The sequence below is a fragment of the Bizionia saleffrena genome, assembly GCF_008086175.1.
Lineage (GTDB): Bacteria > Bacteroidota > Bacteroidia > Flavobacteriales > Flavobacteriaceae > Bizionia > Bizionia saleffrena.
This window is the reverse complement of the sequence record NZ_VSKM01000016.1, coordinates 1-21,079: the sequence shown is the minus strand read 5'-3', so window position 1 is coordinate 21,079 and position 21,079 is coordinate 1. Positions and strand designations below refer to the sequence as shown.

Genomic DNA, 21,079 nt, shown 5'->3' with positions numbered 1-21,079 from the left:
TACATTGATTTTTATCTTTGCTTCACTTAATACTAAAGTTTAAAAAAATGGCTAATACATTTGTAGAAGAATTACGATGGCGAGGAATGGTACACGATATCATGCCGGGAACCGAAGAGCAACTGGATAAAGAGATGACGTCGGCCTATATTGGCTTCGATCCTACTTCTGATTCTTTACATATTGGTAGTTTAGTACCTATTGTTTTATTGGTGCATTTAGAAAAAGCGGGGCATAAACCTGTCGCTTTAATCGGTGGTGCTACAGGAATGATTGGCGATCCGTCGGGAAAAAGTGACGAGCGGAATTTGCTAGACGAAGACACGCTAGCACATAACGTAGCAGGAATTAAAAGTGTGCTATCTCGTTTTTTAGATTTTAATTCTACCGAAAAAAACGCTCCACTTCTCGTTAATAATTACGACTGGATGAAAGACTTTTCTTTTATAGATTTTGCTAGAGATGTCGGGAAACGTATTACTGTTAATTATATGATGTCTAAAGATTCTGTAAAAAAACGGTTAACAGGAGAAGAAGGTAGCATCGGAATGTCGTTTACAGAATTTACCTACCAATTAATTCAAGGGTACGATTTTTACCATTTACACAAAGCGCTTAATTGTAAATTGCAAATGGGAGGAAGTGACCAATGGGGAAATATCACCACAGGTACCGAATTGGTAAGACGTATGAATGTCGGCCAAGAGGACGCTAAAGCCTACGCGATGACGTGCCCGTTAATTACGAAGGCCGATGGGTCTAAATTTGGTAAAAGTGAAGGCGGTAACGTTTGGTTAGATACCGATAAAACGTCGGTTTATAAGTTTTACCAGTTCTGGTTAAATACCACCGATGAAGATGCCGAGAAATACATTAAAATATTTACGTTTTTAAGCAAAGAAACAATTGAAGCTTTAATTTTAGAGCATAAAGAAGCGCCGCATTTACGATTGCTACAAAAGCGTCTAGCTGAAGAGGTAACCACTTTTGTGCATTCTAAAGACGACTTTGAAAATGCTGTAAAAGCATCGGGTATTTTATTTAGTAAAACTTTTAACGCCGATATTAGAACGTTAAATGAAAGTTTGTTTTTGGATGTTTTTGAAGGCGTACCTCAAGCAGAAATTAGCACGTCAGTATTAAAAGAAGGCCTCGATATGATAGCAGCACTTGCCGATAAAACTAATTTTCTAGCGAGTAATAGTGAAGCCCGTCGTGCGTTAAAAGAAAATGCCGTGGCCGTGAATAAAAATAAGGTGACGGCAGATTATAAAATTACGACTGAAGATTTAATTAATGATAAATATGTGGTCTTAAACAAAGGAAAAAAGAACACCTACATTATAAAGTTTGTTTAAGTTTTAACAGCCATTTTATAGCTTACCCATAAAGAAGCCTGATTGTAACTAAACAATCAGGCTTCTTAAATTAGTTAACCAACTAAAAACTAATTTGTGTTCAAGTAATTAATCTTATCCTACTTATACAGTGGTCGTAGAATACTTTTAAACCTTACAAATCATCTGTTTAGGTTTGAACTATTTTATACTAGACCCTACTGTACATCTGCTTTACAACACCATTAAATTACAGCCCCTAATATCGCTACTATCAAAACGACCAATAATTTCGAAGGTATTATCGGGGTATGTTCTACCTAAATCTTGAGTCGCAATAAAGGCGCACGAATTAATATTCGCTAAATCAATAACGTTAATCCCCCCCGTTTTTCCTTGATGCTGAATATGTAGCGCGTCTTCTGGTTCTCGGGTATAAATACGCATCCATGGCGGACAACCAAAAACACCGTGTCCTTTAGAATAGGCCTGACTTAAAAGTTCGGTCATACCGTATTCACTATGTATTTCATTAACTCCAAAACCCGTTTTTAAGATAGAATGAAGCTCCTCACGGATTAATTCCTTTCTGCGACCCTTCATTCCACCAGTTTCCATAATAATCGTGTTTTTTAAGTGAAACTGATGCATTTCAATTAAATCTAATAAAGCGAAAGAGACACCGAGTAAAATAATGGGCTTGCCTTGTTGCTCTAAATCAATAAGGGTGTTTTTTAATTCCGATAAATTATGTAGATAAAACCCGCTTTCCTTATGCTTCGATGTTTTAATCATCGCATCGGCCATATAAATTAAAGACGAGCCATCGCGCTCCAAATAACTGGGCAGCAAGGCAAGGACGACATAATCTTCGATAGGCCCGTAAAAGACCTCAAATCCTTTATTGAAGCTTTCTTCGTAGATCGATAAATCACTAACATAATGTTTGCTCGTTACTGCGCCTGTGGTACCGCTACTGGTAAAAATCTTTTCTGTTGCATCAGTGGTGCTAACCACTGTATGAGATTTAAAAAACTGTATAGGTAAAAAAGGGATTTCGGTACTGTGCTTTACATCGCTGGGATGCGTGTTTATTAAGTCGCAAAAAGAGCGGTACACGGTATTGTTCTTAAATTGAAAATTAAAAACCTGAAGTGCTAGAGCTTCAAATTCTTCGGAAGATTTGATGTTAAAAATAGAATGAGGTGTACGCATTTTACAGAATATATAAACTTTTAAACGACATGTTTTTCAGTAAACAAAAGTATATAAAATATAAAAGAGCGCTACCATAAGATAACGCTCTTTTAAGAACTGTACTTTTAAAAGTGCTTATTTAATCACCAACTTTTTGGTAGTAAGGACGCCACTTTGGTTTAATTGCATAACGTATACGCCAGCATTTAAGCTCGCGATATTTAATCGCTTGTTATTTACTGTGGTAGAAATAACCTGTTTTCCTAAAACGTCGAATACCGAAACAATTACCGGGCTATTATTTTTATTTGTAATAGTTACAAACCCTGTATTGGTTGGGTTTGGATAGATAGAAAACGCATCTGCTTTCTTAAAACGCTCTTTAGACAGTGTTACTCCTGTAGCAGTCCAAACAAAATCATCGACAATTATTTGTTTACCAGTAGCGTTTTTAAGCGCAATTAATACCTCTCCAGGTTCATTAATAGCGGTTACTGTAAAAATGTGTTCGCTAGTGTCGTCAAAACCTGTAGAGGTTCCTCTAGAAACACCATTCACAAACAATTCTACGCTTCTCGGTCCATCTCCGGTAAACCCTTTGTAGAGTTTCATAGAAATTTCCCCAACACCGTTTGCTCCAGATTGTGCAGATATAGCGCTGTTATCAGAGCTTCTACGCAGCATTATAGCGCTTCCATCAATTCCAGCTCCATTCGCGTCACCGTTTTCATCGCGGCATTCAATATAATTCCATGTAACACCATTGTCTCCGGTGTATGATCCTGTAGCGTAATTTGACCCCGATAATCCGAGGTTAGAAAATGTTTCTGTACCCTGTGCCAGCAGGCTACTAGCAAACAAAGAGAAGAAATAAAGTAAAGCGTAGATTTTTTTCATAATGTAATGGTTTAATTAATTTGTAAATTTATAAATAAATTAAATAGCGTATTTATTTTAATGATATTTTTAATAATTAGTTTGAAATACTGTGAATTACTAGCTAATCTCATAGCGTTTTTGTCTCCGATACGACTTCAAGAACTAGTAAAATCTACAGCGTCACGCCTAACGCAATACCTTGTGCGTAAAGCGTAGATCCTTGCTCTCTCGTGGTTGTTTCTTAATTATCAAAGCGACTAACTTCCGCCAAACTTTGGCCCAAATGCTCTAAGGGGATTAAGAGTATTAAAACAAAAACCGACATTTTTTCATCTTACTAATATTATTTATATATCAAATATAGCAATAATTTTATAGTATAAAAGTCTGTCACTGAAATAATAAGGGGTTTTTAACCTTAAGTTAATATCAGGCTTTAAAAAATGGAGCGTTTTGAAGGTTTTAGATGCAATATATTCGTTATCAATGAGTAACGTGTTGACTTAGTGTTATGTTAAGGTTAATAATTTTTATATAAATGGTGCGTGCCGTATTAATTTTATCTTTACGTTAAATTAAATAGAAAATCATTATTCATAATGAATAAAAAAGACATTAAAATTCTACTTGTAGACGACGAGCCTGATATATTAGAAATTATCAGTTATAATTTAAGTAGCGAAGGGTATCAAGTGTTTACCGCTAAAAACGGAGTAGAGGGCATTAAAAAAGCGAAGAAGGAAAAGCCGCATCTTATAGTTTTGGATGTGATGATGCCAGAAATGGATGGTATTGAAGCGTGCGAGGCAATCCGAAAAGTGCCAGAGTTAAAACAGACAATCATAACCTTTTTAACGGCTCGTGGTGAAGATTATTCTCAAGTCGCCGGGTTCGATGCGGGTGCAGACGATTACATTACAAAGCCTATAAAACCAAAACTTTTGGTTAGTAAAGTCAAGGCGCTATTAAGACGCCTTAAAACGGAAGAAGCCATTGGAAATGTTACCGTTGGCGATTTAGTTATAAATAGAGAGGAGTATAAAGTGGTTAAAGATGGAGAAGAACTCATTTTACCACGAAAAGAATTCGAATTATTGTCGCTATTGGCTTCAAAACCTGGAAAAGTCTTTAAACGTGAAGATATATTAGATAGTGTTTGGGGTAACGAGGTGGTGGTTGGCGGTAGAACTATCGATGTTCATATTCGTAAACTGCGAGAGAAAATTGGTGACGATTGCTTTAAGACCGTTAAAGGTGTTGGTTACAAGTTTGTAGATTAAAAAGTATGTCGGCACAACTTAAAAAAACATACAGGTTCGCTTTTAAAACAGCTCTATTTATTACGGGCGTTTTAACGGGTGTTTTAGCGATTTTGTTAGGTATTTTTTACACCTTAAAAATTCTTCCATTATTGGTGTTTTCTGTGTTTACGTATAGCGTCTCTTTCTCTATTATACAATACCGAGTGCAAAAGTTTATTTACCGTCGGGTAAAAAAAATCTATGACGATTTAACGCTTTTAGAATCTGCCACATTTCGGCGAAAGCTGGTCACCACAGATATGGCCACCTTAACGGAGGGTATTGATAAGTATGCGCGCGATAAAAAAATAGAAATTGAAACTTTAAAAGTAAGAGAAGAATACCGAAAAGAGTTTCTAGGCAACGTCTCTCATGAATTAAAAACACCATTATTTACGGTGCAAAGCTACCTTCTAACACTTCTAGACGGCGCTGTAAATGACAAAAAAATAAGAGATAAATATTTAGATCGTGCTAATAAAGGCGTTGAGCGTCTTATTTACATCGTTAAAGATTTAGATATGATTACCAAGCTCGAAGTTGGCGATTTACGCTTAGATATTGAAGAGTTTGATATTGTCGCATTATTAGCAGACGTTTTTGAAATGTTCGAAATGAAATGCGCTAAAAAGAAAATTACAATAACCTTCGACCGAGAGTACAAAGAACCCATTCTGGTAATAGCCGATAAAGAGCGGGTACAACAAGTCGTCTCCAATTTAATTGTAAATTCTATTAAGTACGGACGCGAAAAAGGAACCACCGAAGTCAGTATCGAAAACCTGATTAAAAACAAGGTAATCATTCGCGTAACCGATAATGGTGAAGGCATAATAAAAGCTAATATCCCACGATTATTCGAGCGTTTTTATCGTGTCGATAAAAGTGGTTCACGAAAAGAAGGCGGTTCTGGTTTAGGTTTGGCTATAGTAAAACATATTATCGAAGCGCACGACGAGAAAATCTTTATCGACAGTGAGTTTGGTGTCGGGAGTGAGTTCTCCTTTACGTTAGAAAAGTCGAAATAGGGACTCGAAATCGGTAGGAGGTATTTCATTTTGGAAGCCACTGTAGTTCTTTAAGGTGTCTAATAATGCGGCTTTAAACGCTCCTTGTTTACAAAAAGGCGCGATTTTTAAGGCCTCCAATCTCTCGGCAAGATATTCCTGTTCGAACTGTCCGGGAGTGGGTATAAAAAAGGCCTTTTTATTTAGTTTAGCGAGATCCATTATGGTGGTGTATCCTGAGCGCGAGACTATTATGTCACTACTATTTATGGCGTTTTCTAACGCGTCAGTTTGCATAAAATTATAACTCGTAAACAAACCCTTTTGCGTTACGGTTTGTTGTGGTGCGATAACACCCTTTACTATTAAAATGGGTTTTTCACACGTTTTAAATGCCGCAACCAACTCCGACTCCAAATACTGACGTTGGGGCTCTGGGCCCGATAACACTATCATAACAGCATAGCGTTTGGGGAGCGCTTGTTTTTGTAATCGACTTAAGGGGCCAATGTATTTTAAGGGTAAGTCTATAGCACTAGGATGCCCCATAGCGCCACTTAAATGGGGTTCGGTTTCAAAATCAGGTATCCAACATTCGGCAAAACGGTTTATAAAATGCTGATGAATTTTAGAACTAAAAAACGTGGTGTTTCCGCTTATAACCTCCAATTGATGCGTAATATATACCGAGGGTACGCTAGAAGAATAGACCCCCAATCGGTTGTCTGAAATAATACCGCTAAGCCCGTATTTTAAAACTAAAGCGTCAGTCGTGCGTTGCTCCTTTTTAATAGATTTCAGAATAAAAGGCGCATCACAAAGGAGTTTCCATTTAAAAAAAGCACTGTTTTTGGGGTAGGTAATAGCGTATTCTGGTAAGGTTTCAAAGGGTAATTCTGGGAATTCTTTTTTCAGTAACGCTAACGCGCTACCATCGCTGGCAATTATAGGTGCAAAGCCCAAGTGCAGTAAGGCGTTAATTATAGGTATGCATCGTGTGGCGTGACCTAAGCCCCAGTTTAATGGCGCAACAAGAATTCTTTTTTTCATATTTCTTTTGGGCATCACCTTTAATTGCAACGTATTGCGCTTAAAAAGGGGTGTTACTAAAATTCTTTTTTGAGACCATTAAAAAAGGATAGCGTGGCACTGCTTTGTGCTAATTTGCTAATATCGAGACTAAACATAGTAAAGGTCGCAGATATTTCCTTAATTTTACCAAATTAATTTTAAGAATACTAGAAATCGTCAATTGTGGGAAGTAAAAATAAACTAAAGCGCTTTAATGAAAATGAAACTTTTAATAATGTTTTTCAGCCCTCGCGTGAAGAGTTAGTTACCGCGGAGTTTACTTTAAAGGGGAAATGGCGTGATACTTTCTTTAAAAACGAAAATCCATTAGTTTTAGAATTGGGCTGCGGTAAAGGAGAGTACTCAGTAGCATTGGCCAAACAATATCCAAATAAAAACTTTGTTGGGGTCGATATTAAAGGGGCGCGCTTTTGGAGGGGCGCAAAAACAGGTATTGAAGAAAATATTCCTAATGTCGCTTTTTTACGGACTCAAATTGAATTAATCGATCATGCGTTTGCAGAGAACGAAGTCGACGAAATTTGGATTACTTTTCCCGATCCTCAAATAAAATACAAGCGTACCAAACACAGAATGACTAACGCCGAATTCTTAGAGCGTTACAAAAAAATATTAAAACCAGAAGGTTTGGTAAACCTAAAAACCGATAGCGAATTTATGCACGGCTATACGTTAGGGTTGTTACACGGTGCAGGTCACGAGGTGTTGTATGCCAATCATGACGTGTACAAGCAAGAAGGAAGCCCGGAGGAAGTAACCAGTATTCAAACCTATTACGAGGGTCAGTATTTAGCCCAAAACAAACCAATTACGTATATTAGATTTAAAATCAAGTAATTTTGGAGATTACAATTACGTTTTGCTTAGGTTTAATATTTGCTTTAATTGGCGTTATTCCGCCCGGATTGCTAAATATGACGGCAGCAAAAATCAGCATAAAAGAGGGGCATACCCGAGGACTTGTTTTTTCTAGTGGTGTTTGTGTGGTCGTTGTTTTCCAAACCTTTGTAGCCTTAACCTTTGCCAAGTATTTAAGTAAGCACCCCGATGTCGTTAATATTCTTCAGCGTGTGGCCTTTGTTATATTTGTACTCATTACAATTTACTTTCTGTTGTTAGCAAAAAAGGAAGCGAAACCCCATAAAGAACGCGTTGTAAAAAGTAAAAAGAGTCGCTTTTTTCAAGGCATACTATTATCAGGTTTAAATTTATTTCCAATTCCTTATCAAGCGTATATGGGGACCACCTTAGCAGCAGCAGCTTTAATACAGCTAGATACCATTAATATCTGGTCGTATGTTGCAGGAGCTACAATGGGAACCTTTATTATGTTATACGTTTACGTCTTTTTCTTCACAAAAATTAATAGCCATAAAATTAAATCTCAAAAAAATATTAATCTCATTATCGGTGCGATTACGGGTATTATTTCTATCGTAACGCTAATCAATATTATAAAAGATTTTTAATGGCAAAAAGAACGCAACATTTTTACGACGATGTGTACGCTGTTGCCCAGCAAATACCCTATGGTAGAGTTACTAGTTATGGTGCTATTGCCAGATATTTGGGGCTCGCTAGAAGCGCGCGAATGGTTGGTTATGCTATGACAAATTCCCATAGTAAAGAGGTTCCAGCGCATCGCGTGGTGAATAGAAAGGGGTTGCTTACGGGCAAGCATCATTTTGAAGGCACAAACCTAATGCAGCAGTTGTTAGAAAATGAAGGTATTACGGTTATTGCTAATCAAATTCAGGATTTTGGTACGGTGTTTTGGGATCCTTCAGAAGCCTTGGGAGTTAGGGATTAGGCAGTAACTATTGGGATGAGGTCTTAAATAAATGGTTCTTCGTTCGCGGGGTGGCACCGTTTTAATTCTTAAATTTATTTTTAGTATTCAATGCGTTGTTGTTTATGCGCTCAACATTTTCATTTAAATTGAGTCAAGTATAGTGGTTATAAAACACAACAATACCTCTCGTTTGCCATAATTACACCCATTCCCTATTTACCATTCACTACTAAAAAACCATTTGCTAGTCACCAAAAAACAAGCCACAGAGTAAGTCGCGTGTTCATCTGTTATATATAGGCTATTACTGCGTTTATTTCAGTAATAGTTTCTGCTTATAAGGCCATAAAAAATTGTGGCGCTTAGGGCTTCCTACTTCGGTCTTTATTAATTATATTTGCACTTTAGAACAAATCTAAATTGCACTATGAATCTAAAGAAACAAGACATACTAAAAGCACTAGAAACCATAACTGTACCTGGCGAAGGCCAAAATATGGTGGAGAGCGGTGCAATAACAAACGTGGTTACTTTTGCCGATGAGGTTGTGGTAGATATTACAATCACTAACCCTGCATTACAAGCACGTAAAAAGACAGAAGTAGAAATTCTTAAAACCATTCACGACTTAGTTTACGCCAAAGCGAAAATTAAAGTGAATATCACTGTCAATGCTCCTGCAAAAGCAACCAACGAAATAAAAGGAAAATCGATTCCTGGCATCAAAAATATTGTAGCCATCGCCTCAGGAAAAGGAGGCGTAGGGAAATCTACCGTAACGGCAAATATAGCAGTAACCTTATCTAAAATGGGCTTTAATGTCGGTATTTTAGACGCCGATATTTATGGGCCTTCAATGCCAATAATGTTCGATGTAGAAACTAAGCGACCGCTATCGGTAACCGTAGATGGGAAATCTAAAATGCAACCCGTAGAAAATCACGGTGTAAAAATACTCTCTATTGGCTTTTTTACAAAACCAGATCAAGCAGTGGTTTGGCGTGGGCCAATGGCTTCAAAAGCAATAAACCAAATGATTTTTGATGCCGCTTGGGGAGAACTCGATTTTTTATTAATCGATTTACCACCAGGTACAGGAGACATTCACTTAAGTATAATGCAATCGTTGCCAATAACAGGAGCCGTTATCGTAAGTACCCCTCAAAATGTAGCTTTAGCCGATGCTAAAAAAGGAGTGGCTATGTTCCAACAAGAGAGTATTAACGTACCTGTTTTAGGGATTATAGAAAATATGGCTTACTTTACCCCTGCAGAGTTACCAGACAATAAATACTATATTTTTGGTAAAGAAGGTGCCAAGCACCTCGCCGAAGATCTAGACGTTCCGCTTTTAGGCGAGTTGCCTTTAGTACAAAGCATTCGCGAAGCAGGAGACGTGGGTAGACCAGCAGCAATGCAAACGGGGACACCGCTAGAAGCCGCTTTCCAAAGCATTACCAAGAATGTGGTGCAGGAAGTTGTAGACCGAAACACAGAGTTGCCACCTACCGAAGCAATTAAAATAACAACAATGGCTGGTTGTTCAGCAGTTAAAAAATAAACGATGACCACAGAAGAAATCCGACTTAATGTAGAAAAAGCACTCGAAGAAATCCGTCCGTTCTTACAAAGCGATGGTGGCGATATTTCGTTACTCTCTATCGAGGATGACAAGATCGTAAAAGTGCAGCTACAAGGCGCTTGCGTAGGGTGCACTGTGAACCAAATGACTTTAAAATCTGGTGTAGAAATAACGATTAAAAAATACGTGCCACAAATCGAGCAGGTAATAAATATAGATAAGTAGGGCGTGACCGCAAGGGTCAGGCTTTACACTATATCTTTTTTACAAAACCGTAAAAAAGGATGCCGTTTCAATCCTTCACGCAACTGACAAATGTCATCAAATAGCACAAGATAAATTAAGAACTTTGCGCTTACAAAGCAGAGATTAAAAATAGACAGTCTCTATTTATAGATACCACATATGATAAAAACAGACATACTAATAATTGGTGCAGGACCAACAGGATTGTTTGCCGTTTTCGAAGCGGGATTATTAAAGTTAAAGTGCCATTTAATAGATGCCTTGCCACAACCTGGCGGACAATGCTCTGAGATATATCCTAAAAAACCCATTTACGATATTCCGGGCTTCCCAGAGATTTTAGCCGATGATCTGACTAAAAATCTTATGGAGCAGTGCAAGCAGTTCGAACCTGGTTTTACTTTAGGAGAACGCGCCGACACGCTCGAAAAACAAGAGGACGGCACTTTTATTGTTACTACAAATAAAGGTACAAAACACCACGCCCCAATTGTAGCTATTGCTGGAGGGCTGGGGAGTTTCGAGCCTAGAAAGCCCCTTATCCATAACCTCGAAAGCTTCGAAGATAATGGTGTGGAGTATATCATTAAAGAGCCAGAATTCTACCGCGGTAAAAAAGTGGTGATTGCTGGAGGTGGAGATTCTGCTTTAGATTGGAGTATCTATTTAAGTGATATCGCTTCAGAAGTGACTTTAATTCACCGAAGAAATGAATTTCGTGGTGCTTTAGATTCTGTAGATAAAGTACAAGAATTAAAAGATACCGGTAAAATCAACTTAATAACACCTGCCGAAGTCGTTGGGCTTGTCGGTCATCACGAATTAAAAGCAGTAGTAGTCTCGCAAGCAGAACATATCGATAAAGAATACGAAGTAGAATGCGATCACTTTATTCCTTTGTTTGGTCTGTCTCCTAAATTAGGACCACTAGGAAACTGGGGATTAGAGATCGAGAAAAATGCTATTAAAGTAAATAACGCGTTAGACTACCAAACTAATATTCCGGGAGTCTTTGCCATAGGAGACGTAAACACCTATCCTGGAAAATTGAAATTAATTTTGTGTGGTTTCCACGAAGCGACGTTAATGTGCCAAGCCGCTTACCAAATTATCAATCCAGGGAAACGGTATGTGTTAAAATACACCACGGTGAGTGGTGTCGATGGTTTTGATGGTACGCGTAAAGAAGCGCCGAAAGCCGTTATTAAAAAAATAGAGTAAAGTGTGTAATCGTCCGTTGTTGTCTGCTATTAAGGGCAAACACTGGCGTAACCATAGAGGGCCTTAAAACACAACTACTTTTAAGCCTTAAAATTTGAAGGTATTATTTATTAAATTTAATAAGATTTGCACTGTCGTAGACACTAAAGATGGAACAAGACATAAATATTACAATTATAGATAGAGAAGGGGTTTCGCATACTATTGAAGCGCCTACAGATATGGCGATGAATTTAATGGAAGTGGTTCGTTCTTACGAACTCGCTCCAGAAGGTACGATTGGTATTTGCGGCGGTATGGCAATGTGTGCCTCGTGCCAATGTTATGTACTAAGTGATACGGAGCTTCCAGAAATGCAAGCCGATGAAGATGCTATGTTAGCGGAAGCTTTTTACGTTAAAGAGAATAGTCGTCTAGGCTGTCAGATTCAAATGACACCAGCAATGGAAGGTTTAAAGGTTGCGCTTGCTCCAGAGAGTTAAAACTGTAATGGGAAAGAGACTGGTTTTTGATTGTGGTTCACTTCGTGATTGTTATTTAGTAGTGCCTATCTCAATGTCTTTACCCCAACCCTAAAGGGCGGAAATTGAATATAATTAGATAATTTTCTTTACTTTTTAGAATTGACGGTTTAGGGTGCTTTTAGATTGATACCGTTTCGATAAAGTGTTTTTATTTATTATTCTTTTTCTTTTTTGCATTGCCCAAAAAAGAAACAAAAAAGTCTAGGCTTACGACCCTCTATCTAAATTTATCATTCTGCCCCTAAATTTTAGGAACTCGCTGGAGAGATCTGTTATTAATTCCTAATTTTTGATAGCTCAAACAGCCTAAAATTTTACGGTGCCTTCATTTCAAATTTTACGATAGATGCTCGATAGGCCGGGGTAGTTTTTAAGTGAATTTTTCATTAAAAAGTGCATAGTGAGTGGTAAACAGTGAATGGTTTTGATTGTGGTTCAAATAGAGCCTATCTCAATTTCTTTACCCCGACCCTAAAGGGCGGAAATTGAACATAATTAGAACGTTTTACAATCTAATTCGTACCTAAATCTTAAATGGCCTACTTTTCGTAGGCGTAGTAAAACAAGTAAAAGCTGCAGCGGCTGGCAGCGGAGGATGGCCTAGCTTGCGGTTGCCATCCGCACGATAAGGGTTTTACGCAGTTTTCAAGCGTACTAAAATCAGCCTAGATTTTTTTGGTTCGTTTTTTCATCAATGGAAAAAATGAATATTAGAAAGACTAATAGGTTTATTTGAAATGGAATGTTGTTATAAACTAGGAGTGTGTAGTTTTTTGATTGTGTTTCAAAGATAAATTATGATCTAGTAGTGCTTATCTCAATTTCTTTACCCCAACCCTAAAGGGCGGAAATTGATTTACCTCAAGAAAATAAAAAGTATTGAATACCTAAATCTAAATAGTATCCATAGCTTAAACCCTTCGTGTGTGTTCAATATAAATTAAAGTTGAGCTAAATAAGTATCACGTTAATTTTTCTATCCGTCATTTCGAGTGGTTTGTGGGGCACGTTTATATGGTATCGAGAAACATATCTAATTGCGGTATTCCGTGTTTATCGTACTTCTTCATAAATTTTAGAGTGGCGTGTTATTTGGAACGACGTGATGGTGATACAGCGTATTCATTGTTTAACTCTTTTTTATAATTTACGACACAAAAAAGAGAAGACATAATGTCTTCTCTTTACTGGATTCCTTAAAGTAATATTCTATTCGATAGCAATGATTTTAAGAACATTATAAGCACCATTATTCAAGGGGTACTGAATGTTGTTCACTTCTTGAAAGAAAGAAATTTTTACTAAGAAAAAAACCGCGCCCGCAGCTGTAGGTAGAGCTGTGGGAATGGAGTTTACATTAACAGTAGTCCCGTTTATAGGAACATTCACCGTATTCCCCAAGGCGATCTCTTTAGTGTTTGTCTCAAAGTCTAAATTTAGAACTGCCGATAAAAAACTAAGGTGCGTAGCTCCTCCTGGGCCACTAATGTGCTGATTTGGAATTAAATCAGTAATTGAAAATTCTCCCGTAGTAGTATCAAAATCAAAGTCCGCTAACAGCACAGCATTTAATTGTGCGTTGTTGTTAAAATCGAAAGCTTTTAGAGCTTCTTTGCCTAGGTCGGTAGTTAAACCTACCGTGACGTTCCGATTTCCTCTCGTAGAAATTAAATCTTGATTTTTAACTCTACTCATTGTCTGCGTCAGCCTAGAGGTCATTCTTCCGTCTTTAACATCGACTAATAATCCAGTTAATGCATGCCTGAGTTGTTTTCCGCTAGTGGCACTATGGCCAAACTCTGTCCCGTTTTCCCGTGTTCTAATGAATGCGGGGTCGTTTTGGATTCTAGATTTACTTATGCCGCCTTTTGTGCGTACTAAATATCCATCTTTTCCTTTGTAGAAGGTCATACCATCTAAGGTTCCTTCAATTTTTAAGAGGCTTTTTAATTTTGCCATTCTTGTTTGTGTTGTGAATCTATATCAGACTCGATTAAAAAAAAATAAATTTTGAAAGCTTTACGATTTAAGTTGCGCAGACTTAAAATAATACCCCGGAGGTATTCGCTATCTCTTTCACTTACAAAGTTAATCGAGTGTGATTTAGGTTATTTTACTTTCTGGTGTTACGGTTGTTCTTTATTGTTATAGTTGAAATTTTCGGAAGTTGGTAATATTCGAAGATCATGTGGTATTACGACATTTTAGCTACTGGCTGTTATAATGTTGTTATTTGGTGGTTTCTGCTGTTTTTGTGTTATAGAGTCCTTTTTGCGGTATTAGGGTTTGCATACACTATCCATACACTATCCATAGGGTATCTATGGAGTATCCATAGGGGAGAGTGGTGCGTAGTTTTCGCGGGCTCACTTTTGATGAAGGGGTTCTTGCGGATCTAAGGTTTGTGGGGCGTTTCTGGAAACTCCCTTATATTGGTGGTTTCCGGTTTTTTTAGAGTGTTTCCGGAGGGGCTTTATTTAAATACTCCTATTATTGAGGTGCTAGAGGCGAGAATAGGGTGGTTTAGAAAATTTGTGCAATGTTTTAGGTTCAAACTTTGTAATTGACGTTTTCAGCAGCTATTCTTAAACTCTCATTTATAAACATTCATTAATTTTTAGTATCATCCAATAATGATACTCATTATTTAGTTATAAATATATGTTGTTTGACTTGTTTATTTGCGTTTAATCGGCTGTAATGCTTTGTTTAGCAAGGTTTAAAGAAGTTTAATATGTTTATAAGTTTGTTTTGTAATAGCGTTTATTTTTTCTAATTTTATATAAACGAAATACATACAAATTACTTAGAAAAATAAAATAGTGGAGAAAGCCTATACAAAGACGTATAGCACAAAGTATAATAACAGATTATGAAAAAATTGACAATAACACCAGAGGAGATTGCTATTATTACGAATAGAAGTGCGAGCTATGCGCGGACGATTATTCAGAAGATAAAAACACTTTTAAATAAGGAAAAACATCAGCTGGTTACTATAAGAGAATTCGTCGATTATATGGGTTTTGAATTTGATGAGGTGGACGCTATGGTAAATTCAAAAGGATCTACAGGTCTAAAGCGGTATGTTTAACATTTATGGTGATATGCCTTCCGAGGGTCTTGTTCGCATAATTATATAAAACGGTTGTTTGTGGCATCTTTATTGGAGGGATTCTATATCTCGCAAGGTAGAAATAGGCTTTTAAAAGTGACTGATTTTTGATTGTGGTTCACTTCGTGATTGTGGTTTAAATAGTGCCTATCTCAATGTCTTTACCCCAACCCTAAAGGGAGGAAATTGAACGTAATTAGATAATTTTCTTTACTTTTTATAATGGTTTTGATTTTGGTTCAAATAGTGTGTGCTGGTGCTTTAAGATTGATCTGGCTTATTATTCTTTTTCTTTTTTGCATTGCCCAAAAAAGAAACAAAAAAGTCTAGGCTTACGACCCTCTATCTAAATTTATCATTCTGCCCCTAAATTTTAGGAACTCGCTGGAGTGATCTGTTATTAATTCCTAATTTTTGTTAGCTCAAACAGCCTAAAATTTTACGGTGCCTTCATTTCAAATTTTACGATAGATCGGCGATAGGCCGGGGTCAGCATTTGAATATAATTAGATGGTTTTCTTTACTTTTTAGAATTGTTTTGATTGTGGTTCAAATAGTGTGTGCTGGTGCTTTAAGATTGATACCGTTTCGATAAAGTGTTTTTATTTATTATTCTTTTTCTTTTTTGCATTGCCCAAAAAAGAAACAAAAAAGTCTAGGCTTACGACCCTCTATCTAAATTTATCATTCGGCCCCTAAATTTTAGGAACTCGCTGGAGAGATCTGTTATCAATTCATACGTTTTGTTAGCTCAAACAGCCTAAAATTTTACGGTGCCTTCATTTCAAATTTTACGATAGATCCTCGATAGGCCGGGGTCAGCATTTGAATATAATTAGATGTTTTTCTTTACTTTTTATAATTGTTTTAATTTTGATTTAAATAGAGTGTGCTGGTGCTTTAAGATTGATCTGGCTTATTATTCTTTTTCTTTTTTGCATTGCCCAAAAAAGAAACAAAAAAGTCTAGGCTTACGACCCTCTATCTAAATTTATCATTCGGCCCCTAAATTTTAGGAACTCGCTGGAGAGATCTGTTATCAATTCATACGTTTTGATAGCTCAAACAGCCTAAAATTTTACGGTGCCTTCATTTCAAATTTTACGATAGATGCTCGATAGGCCGGGGTCAGCATTTGAACCTGATTAGATGGTTTTCTTTACTTTTTAGAATGGTTTTGATTGTGGTTTAAATAGTGCCTATCTCAATGTCTTTACCCCGACCCTAAAGGGAGGACATTGAACGTAATTAGAACGTTTTAAAATCTAATTAGAACCTAAATCTGAAATGGCCTACTTTTCGTAGGCGTAGCAAAACAAGTAAAAGCTGCAGCGGCTGGCAGTGGAGGATGGCCTAGCGGAGCGGTTGCCATCCGCACGATAAGGGTTTTACGCCGTTTTCAAGCGTACTAAAATCAGCCTAGATTTTTTTGGTTCGTTTTTTCATCAATGGAAAAAATGAACATTAGAAAGACTAATTGATTAATAGGAATTAGAATGTTGTGATAAACGAGAAGTGAATAGTTTTTAAAAGGCAGTGGTTTTAATTGTGTTGCACTGCGTGTTGCATACTGTGTTTCTCGATGAGTATTTCTGCGGGGAGTGCTTATTTTGAAACACAGCGGCCAGCGGCCAGAAGCAACCGTTAGTTTGGGATTCACCTCTTTTAACCCATTAATTTCTGGTTACTTAGCACTCCGCCTACGGATAATACGTAAATGATATAATGTTAGTTATTGCTATGAAAGCGATTAGTCCTATTTTTACGTTACGATTGATAACCCTAAATGCGTACTAAATGCTGGAGAAAAAATGGTTTGTTTTATATGTGAAACTCAATCACGAGAAGAAGGTTGAAAAGCGCATTAACGCTTGGAGTGAGGATATCGTGGCGTTTTGTCCCACGCGCATTGAAGAACGTGTTTGGAGCGATCGTAAGAAAAAAATAGAAGTCCCTTTATTGCCGCGAATGGTCTTTATTCACGCTACAGAAAAAGAACGTAACAGGGTTTTCGACATCCCTTTCACCATGCGGTATTTGTACGATCAAGGGGAGGCTGGTATTGTAAGAGATGTAGAAATAGCGCATTTAAAATCCATATTAGAAACGCCGAATATTACCTCGCATACAGTAGAAACATTTACACCAGGCGAAACACTTCAATTAGATACCTTTGGTCTAGAAAATCAAGAAGGAACTATTGTAAAAACTACCAAAAATAACCTTTGGGTTGTTTTGAGGTCTGTGGGATTTGTTGTAAAATTGCAAATTAATCAATAAACCACACGTTTTTTTAAACCATTGCAGTGAAAAAATAGTAAGATTTCAACTAAAAATCGCAAGAAGTAAATTAGTAATAGTACTCATCGCTGTAGACTATCCTACCTAATTTATCCCTCCTTCTTCCCTAACTCTAGTTTTTTGTTTTTCTAATGATAACGTCGTTGTTTTCATTAGGGAAAGCGCACTTATTTTTCAACCCTACAATCGTTTTAACTTTCAGTGGTTAGGATTGGGTTTCTTTTAAGGCACCGTTATGTGCTTTATTGAGCCTCTTTTTCGGGCATTTGTTATGTAACAAGTGACGGCGAAGCCATGGTTATAGCGCAGTTTTTCGACCTATTATAGCGCCATTATTAAGGTGTGGGCTTTTAAAAGTGTGAAGACAGCATTAGAATTCTAACCTTAAAGAAAGACGCTAATAAACCCGATCTATAATTCAAAATTAAAGAGACCTAGAAAAACAGTATGTCGTTAAATACGTTACGATGTTTCGTTTTTAACATCCTATTTCAAGAAATAGTCGTCTTTTAAACGTTTTACTTACACCTATCACTTTTGTATTGAAATTAGTATTAAACCAGCTTATATTATTAACGATTCGTTGTGCCGTCCTTACCTACGGTGCTCCACATACCAGCGCATTTATGTTAACCCTTAGTCGTAAATACGCTTATTACCGCTTACTTAATTAACACATCGCTACCGTGATAACACACAATCCCTTATCAATGATTTTAGAAACGTTTCCCAAGAGCCACTCAGAGGTTACCGCTTTTTTAGTTGAGTTCAAGCTGTTATCTGCTTGTTGTACCTTATTATTTTCTTTGGTCGTCACCGTAATCGTGATGCCAAAAGTGATCTTAATCAGTAAAAAGAAAAATTTAACGGCGCAACCCAATGAGCGCACCTCCCATAAAGGTATTGTCCCTACTCTTGGTGGTATAGGTGTTTTTACCGGCTTTCTCTTAACGGCAAACGTCGCCGCTGTTTTATTCGCTAATTATAGTCAGTTAATCGATTTAGTAATATTTAATATTTTGGTATTGATGCTTTTATTAGTTGGTGTTTCTGATGATATTATGACCATTGCCCCACGCCGAAAATTCTTTTTTCAGCTGCTTATCGCTTTCCTGTTTGTTTTAGGAACCAACATACACATTGATTCCTTTGGAGGGCTTTTTGGTATACAGCAACTTCCCGTGCTTTTTGCTATAGGTTTTTCTGTGTTTGTTATTGTTTTAATCATTAATGCCTACAATTTAATTGATGGGATCGATGGTTTAGCCGGAGCATTAGGAACCTTAATTTCGATGGTTATGGCGTTGGTTTTCTTTTATAGTGACTACTTTTTTTATAGTCTTATCTCCTTATCACTGGTAGGAGCGTTGGTCGGTTTTTTGATTTATAATTTTTCATTGCGTCGGAAAATTTTTTTAGGCGACACCGGTTCTATGGTCGTTGGTTTTGTACTCGCCTTTCAAATTATTTTATATTTAGAACTTAGCGCTCAACAACCCGAAATGCTTGTGTTTAAAAATGCACCCGTGTTTGTTTTGGCCTTACTCTCCTATCCGTTAATAGATACCTTACGGGTCTTTTGCATTCGTATTAGAAATAAACGCAGTCCGTTTTCGGCCGATAGATGCCATATTCACCACCGTTTAATAGATCTTGGATTGCCTCACAAATGGGCCACCGTGTTTATTTCGGTGTACACCCTTATGGTTACTGTTTTAGCCTTTGCACTTAACGATTTACCCATACATACGGCTTTCGCCATTATGCTTCCTGTCGCTATGGTATTATTACTACTGCCGTTTACAGTACACCTTAACGACGGAAAGTTTAGTGTTGGGTTACCAGGTTTATAATACGATGGCTACCGAGGGCAGTACTAACCGCGATTACTTCAACATAAAATAAAATTAAAACGATGACATCACAACTATGAGAATAGCTATAATAGGTTTAGGTTATGTGGGCTTACCAGTAGCACGATTGTTTGCAACGAAATATGCGGTTATTGGGTTTGATATTAACAGCGCCCGCGTTTTAGAATTGCAGCACGGTACAGACAGTACTTTAGAAGTAGAAGATACCGTTTTAAAAGCCGTTTCTGTAAGTGACCCAGAGGCACTATTGCAAGAGGACGGTGCGACGGGATTATACTGTACCACCACCCTAGAGCATATTGCTTCTTGTACGCATTATATTATTACGGTGCCTACACCCGTAGATAAAAATAACAGGCCCGATTTAACGCCCTTATTTAAGGCGAGTGAAACGGTAGGTAAAGTGCTAAAAAAAGGAGATACCGTTATTTACGAATCTACGGTGTACCCTGGGGCGACCGAAGAGGAATGCATTCCTGTGTTAGAAGAGTTTAGCGGCTTAACCTTTAACACCGATTTTTTTGCCGGCTATTCTCCAGAGCGTATTAATCCGGGAGATAAAGAGCACACGGTAGACAAAATATTAAAAGTCACTTCTGGATCGACTCCAGAGGCCGGCCAACAAATAGACGCCCTTTATAAGAGTGTGATTACCGCTGGGACGCATTTAGCACCTAGTATAAAAGTGGCCGAAGCGGCGAAAGTTATAGAAAATGCACAGCGCGATATTAATATTGCCTTTGTTAACGAGCTTGCAAAAATATTTAACCGTTTAGAGATCAATACCAACGACGTGCTGGAAGCGGCAGCGACGAAATGGAATTTCCTCCCCTTTAAACCGGGGTTAGTGGGCGGACATTGTATTGGTGTCGACCCGTATTACTTGGCGCAAAAAGCACAAGAAGTAGGGTATCACCCCGAAATTATATTGGCAGGGCGCCGAATGAACGATTCTATGGGGGCTTATGTCGCCTCAGAAGTTGTGAAATTAATGCTGGCAAACGATGTAAAAGTAAAAGGCGCTAACGTGTTAATGCTTGGTATAACTTTTAAAGAAAACTGCCCCGATGTGCGCAACACAAAAGTGGTAGATGTGGTTCGTGAATTAGAAACCTACGGAATGACGGTTACTATTTACGATCCGCTAGCCTCTCCAGCACACGTGCAACACGAATACCAATTACAAACCGTACAATCGCCGCCTAAAGGTCGTTTTGAAGCTGTGGTACTAGCCGTAGCGCACAACGAATTTTTAACTGCCGATTTAAATAGTCTGAAAGCCGAAAAGGGGATTGTTTATGATGTGAAAGGGGTTTTGGAAAATGCAGAGGGTCGTTTGTAATTTAATTAGGAAGAGCGCTATGTCTTTACCCCAACCCTAAAGGGTGGACATTGAACACAATTAGAACGTTTTACAATCTAATTTGTACCTAAATCTTAAATGGCCTACTTTTCGTAGGCGTAGCAAAACAAGTAAAAGCTGTAGCGGCTGGCAGTGGAGGATGGCCTAGTGCAGCGGTTGCCATCCGCACGATAAGGGTTTTACGCCGTTTTCAAGCGTACTAAAATCAGCCTAGATTTTTTTGGTTCGTTTTTTCATCAATGGAAAAA

The 21,079-nt window shown here is 37.6% G+C and carries 18 protein-coding genes; 14 read left to right on the top strand and 4 right to left on the bottom strand.

All coding sequences use genetic code 11. The annotated features are described in order from the left end of the window. Positions 1-47 precede the first annotated feature (47 nt). Complete coding sequence (tyrS, locus tag ES676_RS12860; protein WP_148370735.1) at positions 48-1,358, top strand: tyrosine--tRNA ligase; 1,311 nt, start codon at positions 48-50, stop codon at positions 1,356-1,358. A gap of 213 nt (positions 1,359-1,571) precedes the next feature. Here tyrS and ES676_RS12855 read toward each other — a convergent pair whose 3' ends face one another. After that, a complete protein-coding gene (locus tag ES676_RS12855; protein ID WP_148370734.1) occupies positions 1,572-2,552 on the bottom strand; it encodes a LuxE/PaaK family acyltransferase in 981 nt (326 codons plus the stop codon). A gap of 117 nt (positions 2,553-2,669) precedes the next feature. Further along, positions 2,670-3,431: a T9SS type A sorting domain-containing protein gene (locus tag ES676_RS12850; RefSeq protein WP_148370733.1), complete on the bottom strand. Its 762-nt coding sequence runs from the start codon at positions 3,429-3,431 to the stop codon at positions 2,670-2,672. 581 nt (positions 3,432-4,012) lie between these two features. Here ES676_RS12850 and ES676_RS12845 point away from each other — a divergent pair. Both ES676_RS12845 and ES676_RS12840 read left to right on the top strand, forming a co-directional pair. Beyond that, complete coding sequence (locus tag ES676_RS12845) at positions 4,013-4,693, top strand: response regulator transcription factor (RefSeq protein ID WP_148370732.1); 681 nt, start codon at positions 4,013-4,015, stop codon at positions 4,691-4,693. A 5-nt stretch (positions 4,694-4,698) separates the two neighbouring features. Further along, positions 4,699-5,742 carry a sensor histidine kinase gene (locus ES676_RS12840; protein ID WP_148370731.1) on the top strand — a complete coding sequence of 348 codons (1,044 nt, stop codon included), beginning with the start codon at positions 4,699-4,701 and terminating at the stop codon, positions 5,740-5,742. On the opposite strand, the gene ES676_RS12835 is transcribed toward ES676_RS12840, so the two are convergent. Further along, a complete protein-coding gene (locus ES676_RS12835; RefSeq protein WP_148370730.1) occupies positions 5,725-6,771 on the bottom strand; it encodes a glycosyltransferase in 1,047 nt (348 codons plus the stop codon). The two genes, ES676_RS12840 and ES676_RS12835, sit on opposite strands and share 18 nt — an antisense overlap. A 204-nt stretch (positions 6,772-6,975) precedes the next feature. Between ES676_RS12835 and trmB the strand changes: the two genes are divergently transcribed. From trmB to ES676_RS12800, 7 genes are all read left to right on the top strand, one after another. Further along, a complete protein-coding gene (gene trmB / locus ES676_RS12830) occupies positions 6,976-7,650 on the top strand; it encodes a tRNA (guanosine(46)-N7)-methyltransferase TrmB (RefSeq protein ID WP_148370729.1) in 675 nt (224 codons plus the stop codon). Positions 7,651-7,652: 2 nt separating this feature from the next. Beyond that, complete coding sequence (locus tag ES676_RS12825) at positions 7,653-8,282, top strand: LysE family transporter (RefSeq protein ID WP_148370728.1); 630 nt, start codon at positions 7,653-7,655, stop codon at positions 8,280-8,282. Then, positions 8,282-8,623: an MGMT family protein gene (locus ES676_RS12820; protein WP_148370727.1), complete on the top strand. Its 342-nt coding sequence runs from the start codon at positions 8,282-8,284 to the stop codon at positions 8,621-8,623. The genes ES676_RS12825 and ES676_RS12820 overlap by 1 nt, the downstream gene beginning before the upstream one ends. Positions 8,624-9,032: 409 nt before the next feature. Beyond that, entirely contained in the window at positions 9,033-10,166 is a 1,134-nt protein-coding gene (locus ES676_RS12815) for an Mrp/NBP35 family ATP-binding protein (RefSeq protein ID WP_148370726.1), read from the top strand. Between the two features lie 3 nt (positions 10,167-10,169). Further along, positions 10,170-10,412, top strand: a complete 243-nt coding sequence (locus ES676_RS12810) for a NifU family protein (protein ID WP_148370725.1) — start codon at positions 10,170-10,172, stop codon at positions 10,410-10,412. Positions 10,413-10,592: 180 nt separating this feature from the next. Next, positions 10,593-11,654, top strand: coding sequence for an NAD(P)/FAD-dependent oxidoreductase (locus tag ES676_RS12805; protein WP_148370724.1), 1,062 nt, complete (start codon positions 10,593-10,595; stop codon positions 11,652-11,654). Between the two features lie 149 nt (positions 11,655-11,803). Further along, the gene (locus tag ES676_RS12800; protein ID WP_148370723.1) at positions 11,804-12,136 is read left to right on the top strand and encodes a 2Fe-2S iron-sulfur cluster-binding protein; all 333 of its coding nucleotides are present in this window, start codon (positions 11,804-11,806) and stop codon (positions 12,134-12,136) included. Between the two features lie 1,251 nt (positions 12,137-13,387). On the opposite strand, the gene ES676_RS12795 is transcribed toward ES676_RS12800, so the two are convergent. Further along, positions 13,388-14,137, bottom strand: coding sequence for a hypothetical protein (locus tag ES676_RS12795; RefSeq protein WP_148370722.1), 750 nt, complete (start codon positions 14,135-14,137; stop codon positions 13,388-13,390). A 913-nt stretch (positions 14,138-15,050) separates the two neighbouring features. Here ES676_RS12795 and ES676_RS12790 point away from each other — a divergent pair. The 4 genes from ES676_RS12790 to ES676_RS12775 all read left to right on the top strand — a co-directional run bounded on the left by ES676_RS12790 (position 15,051) and on the right by ES676_RS12775 (position 20,810). Next, positions 15,051-15,272, top strand: a complete 222-nt coding sequence (locus ES676_RS12790; RefSeq protein ID WP_148370721.1) for a hypothetical protein — start codon at positions 15,051-15,053, stop codon at positions 15,270-15,272. Positions 15,273-17,090: 1,818 nt separating this feature from the next. Continuing rightward, complete coding sequence (locus tag ES676_RS12785; protein WP_148370720.1) at positions 17,091-17,573, top strand: UpxY family transcription antiterminator; 483 nt, start codon at positions 17,091-17,093, stop codon at positions 17,571-17,573. A gap of 731 nt (positions 17,574-18,304) precedes the next feature. After that, positions 18,305-19,447: a glycosyltransferase family 4 protein gene (locus ES676_RS12780; RefSeq protein ID WP_148370719.1), complete on the top strand. Its 1,143-nt coding sequence runs from the start codon at positions 18,305-18,307 to the stop codon at positions 19,445-19,447. A gap of 76 nt (positions 19,448-19,523) precedes the next feature. Beyond that, entirely contained in the window at positions 19,524-20,810 is a 1,287-nt protein-coding gene (locus ES676_RS12775) for a nucleotide sugar dehydrogenase (protein WP_148370718.1), read from the top strand. Positions 20,811-21,079 lie beyond the last annotated feature (269 nt).

Bases quoted from the DNA above. Each gene is read 5' to 3' on its own strand.
- ES676_RS12780 (WP_148370719.1), top strand. From the start codon at position 18,305: ATGATTTTAGAAACGTTTCCCAAGAGCCACTCAGAGGTTACCGCTTTT.
- ES676_RS12835 (WP_148370730.1), bottom strand. From the start codon at position 6,771: ATGAAAAAAAGAATTCTTGTTGCGCCATTAAACTGGGGCTTAGGTCAC.
- ES676_RS12805 (WP_148370724.1), top strand. From the start codon at position 10,593: ATGATAAAAACAGACATACTAATAATTGGTGCAGGACCAACAGGATTG.
- ES676_RS12840 (WP_148370731.1), top strand. From the start codon at position 4,699: ATGTCGGCACAACTTAAAAAAACATACAGGTTCGCTTTTAAAACAGCT.
- ES676_RS12850 (WP_148370733.1), bottom strand. From the start codon at position 3,431: ATGAAAAAAATCTACGCTTTACTTTATTTCTTCTCTTTGTTTGCTAGT.
- ES676_RS12845 (WP_148370732.1), top strand. From the start codon at position 4,013: ATGAATAAAAAAGACATTAAAATTCTACTTGTAGACGACGAGCCTGAT.
- ES676_RS12785 (WP_148370720.1), top strand. From the start codon at position 17,091: ATGCTGGAGAAAAAATGGTTTGTTTTATATGTGAAACTCAATCACGAG.
- tyrS (WP_148370735.1), top strand. From the start codon at position 48: ATGGCTAATACATTTGTAGAAGAATTACGATGGCGAGGAATGGTACAC.
- ES676_RS12815 (WP_148370726.1), top strand. From the start codon at position 9,033: ATGAATCTAAAGAAACAAGACATACTAAAAGCACTAGAAACCATAACT.
- ES676_RS12855 (WP_148370734.1), bottom strand. From the start codon at position 2,552: ATGCGTACACCTCATTCTATTTTTAACATCAAATCTTCCGAAGAATTT.
- ES676_RS12810 (WP_148370725.1), top strand. From the start codon at position 10,170: ATGACCACAGAAGAAATCCGACTTAATGTAGAAAAAGCACTCGAAGAA.
- ES676_RS12820 (WP_148370727.1), top strand. From the start codon at position 8,282: ATGGCAAAAAGAACGCAACATTTTTACGACGATGTGTACGCTGTTGCC.
- ES676_RS12795 (WP_148370722.1), bottom strand. From the start codon at position 14,137: ATGGCAAAATTAAAAAGCCTCTTAAAAATTGAAGGAACCTTAGATGGT.
- ES676_RS12790 (WP_148370721.1), top strand. From the start codon at position 15,051: ATGAAAAAATTGACAATAACACCAGAGGAGATTGCTATTATTACGAAT.
- ES676_RS12775 (WP_148370718.1), top strand. From the start codon at position 19,524: ATGAGAATAGCTATAATAGGTTTAGGTTATGTGGGCTTACCAGTAGCA.
- ES676_RS12800 (WP_148370723.1), top strand. From the start codon at position 11,804: ATGGAACAAGACATAAATATTACAATTATAGATAGAGAAGGGGTTTCG.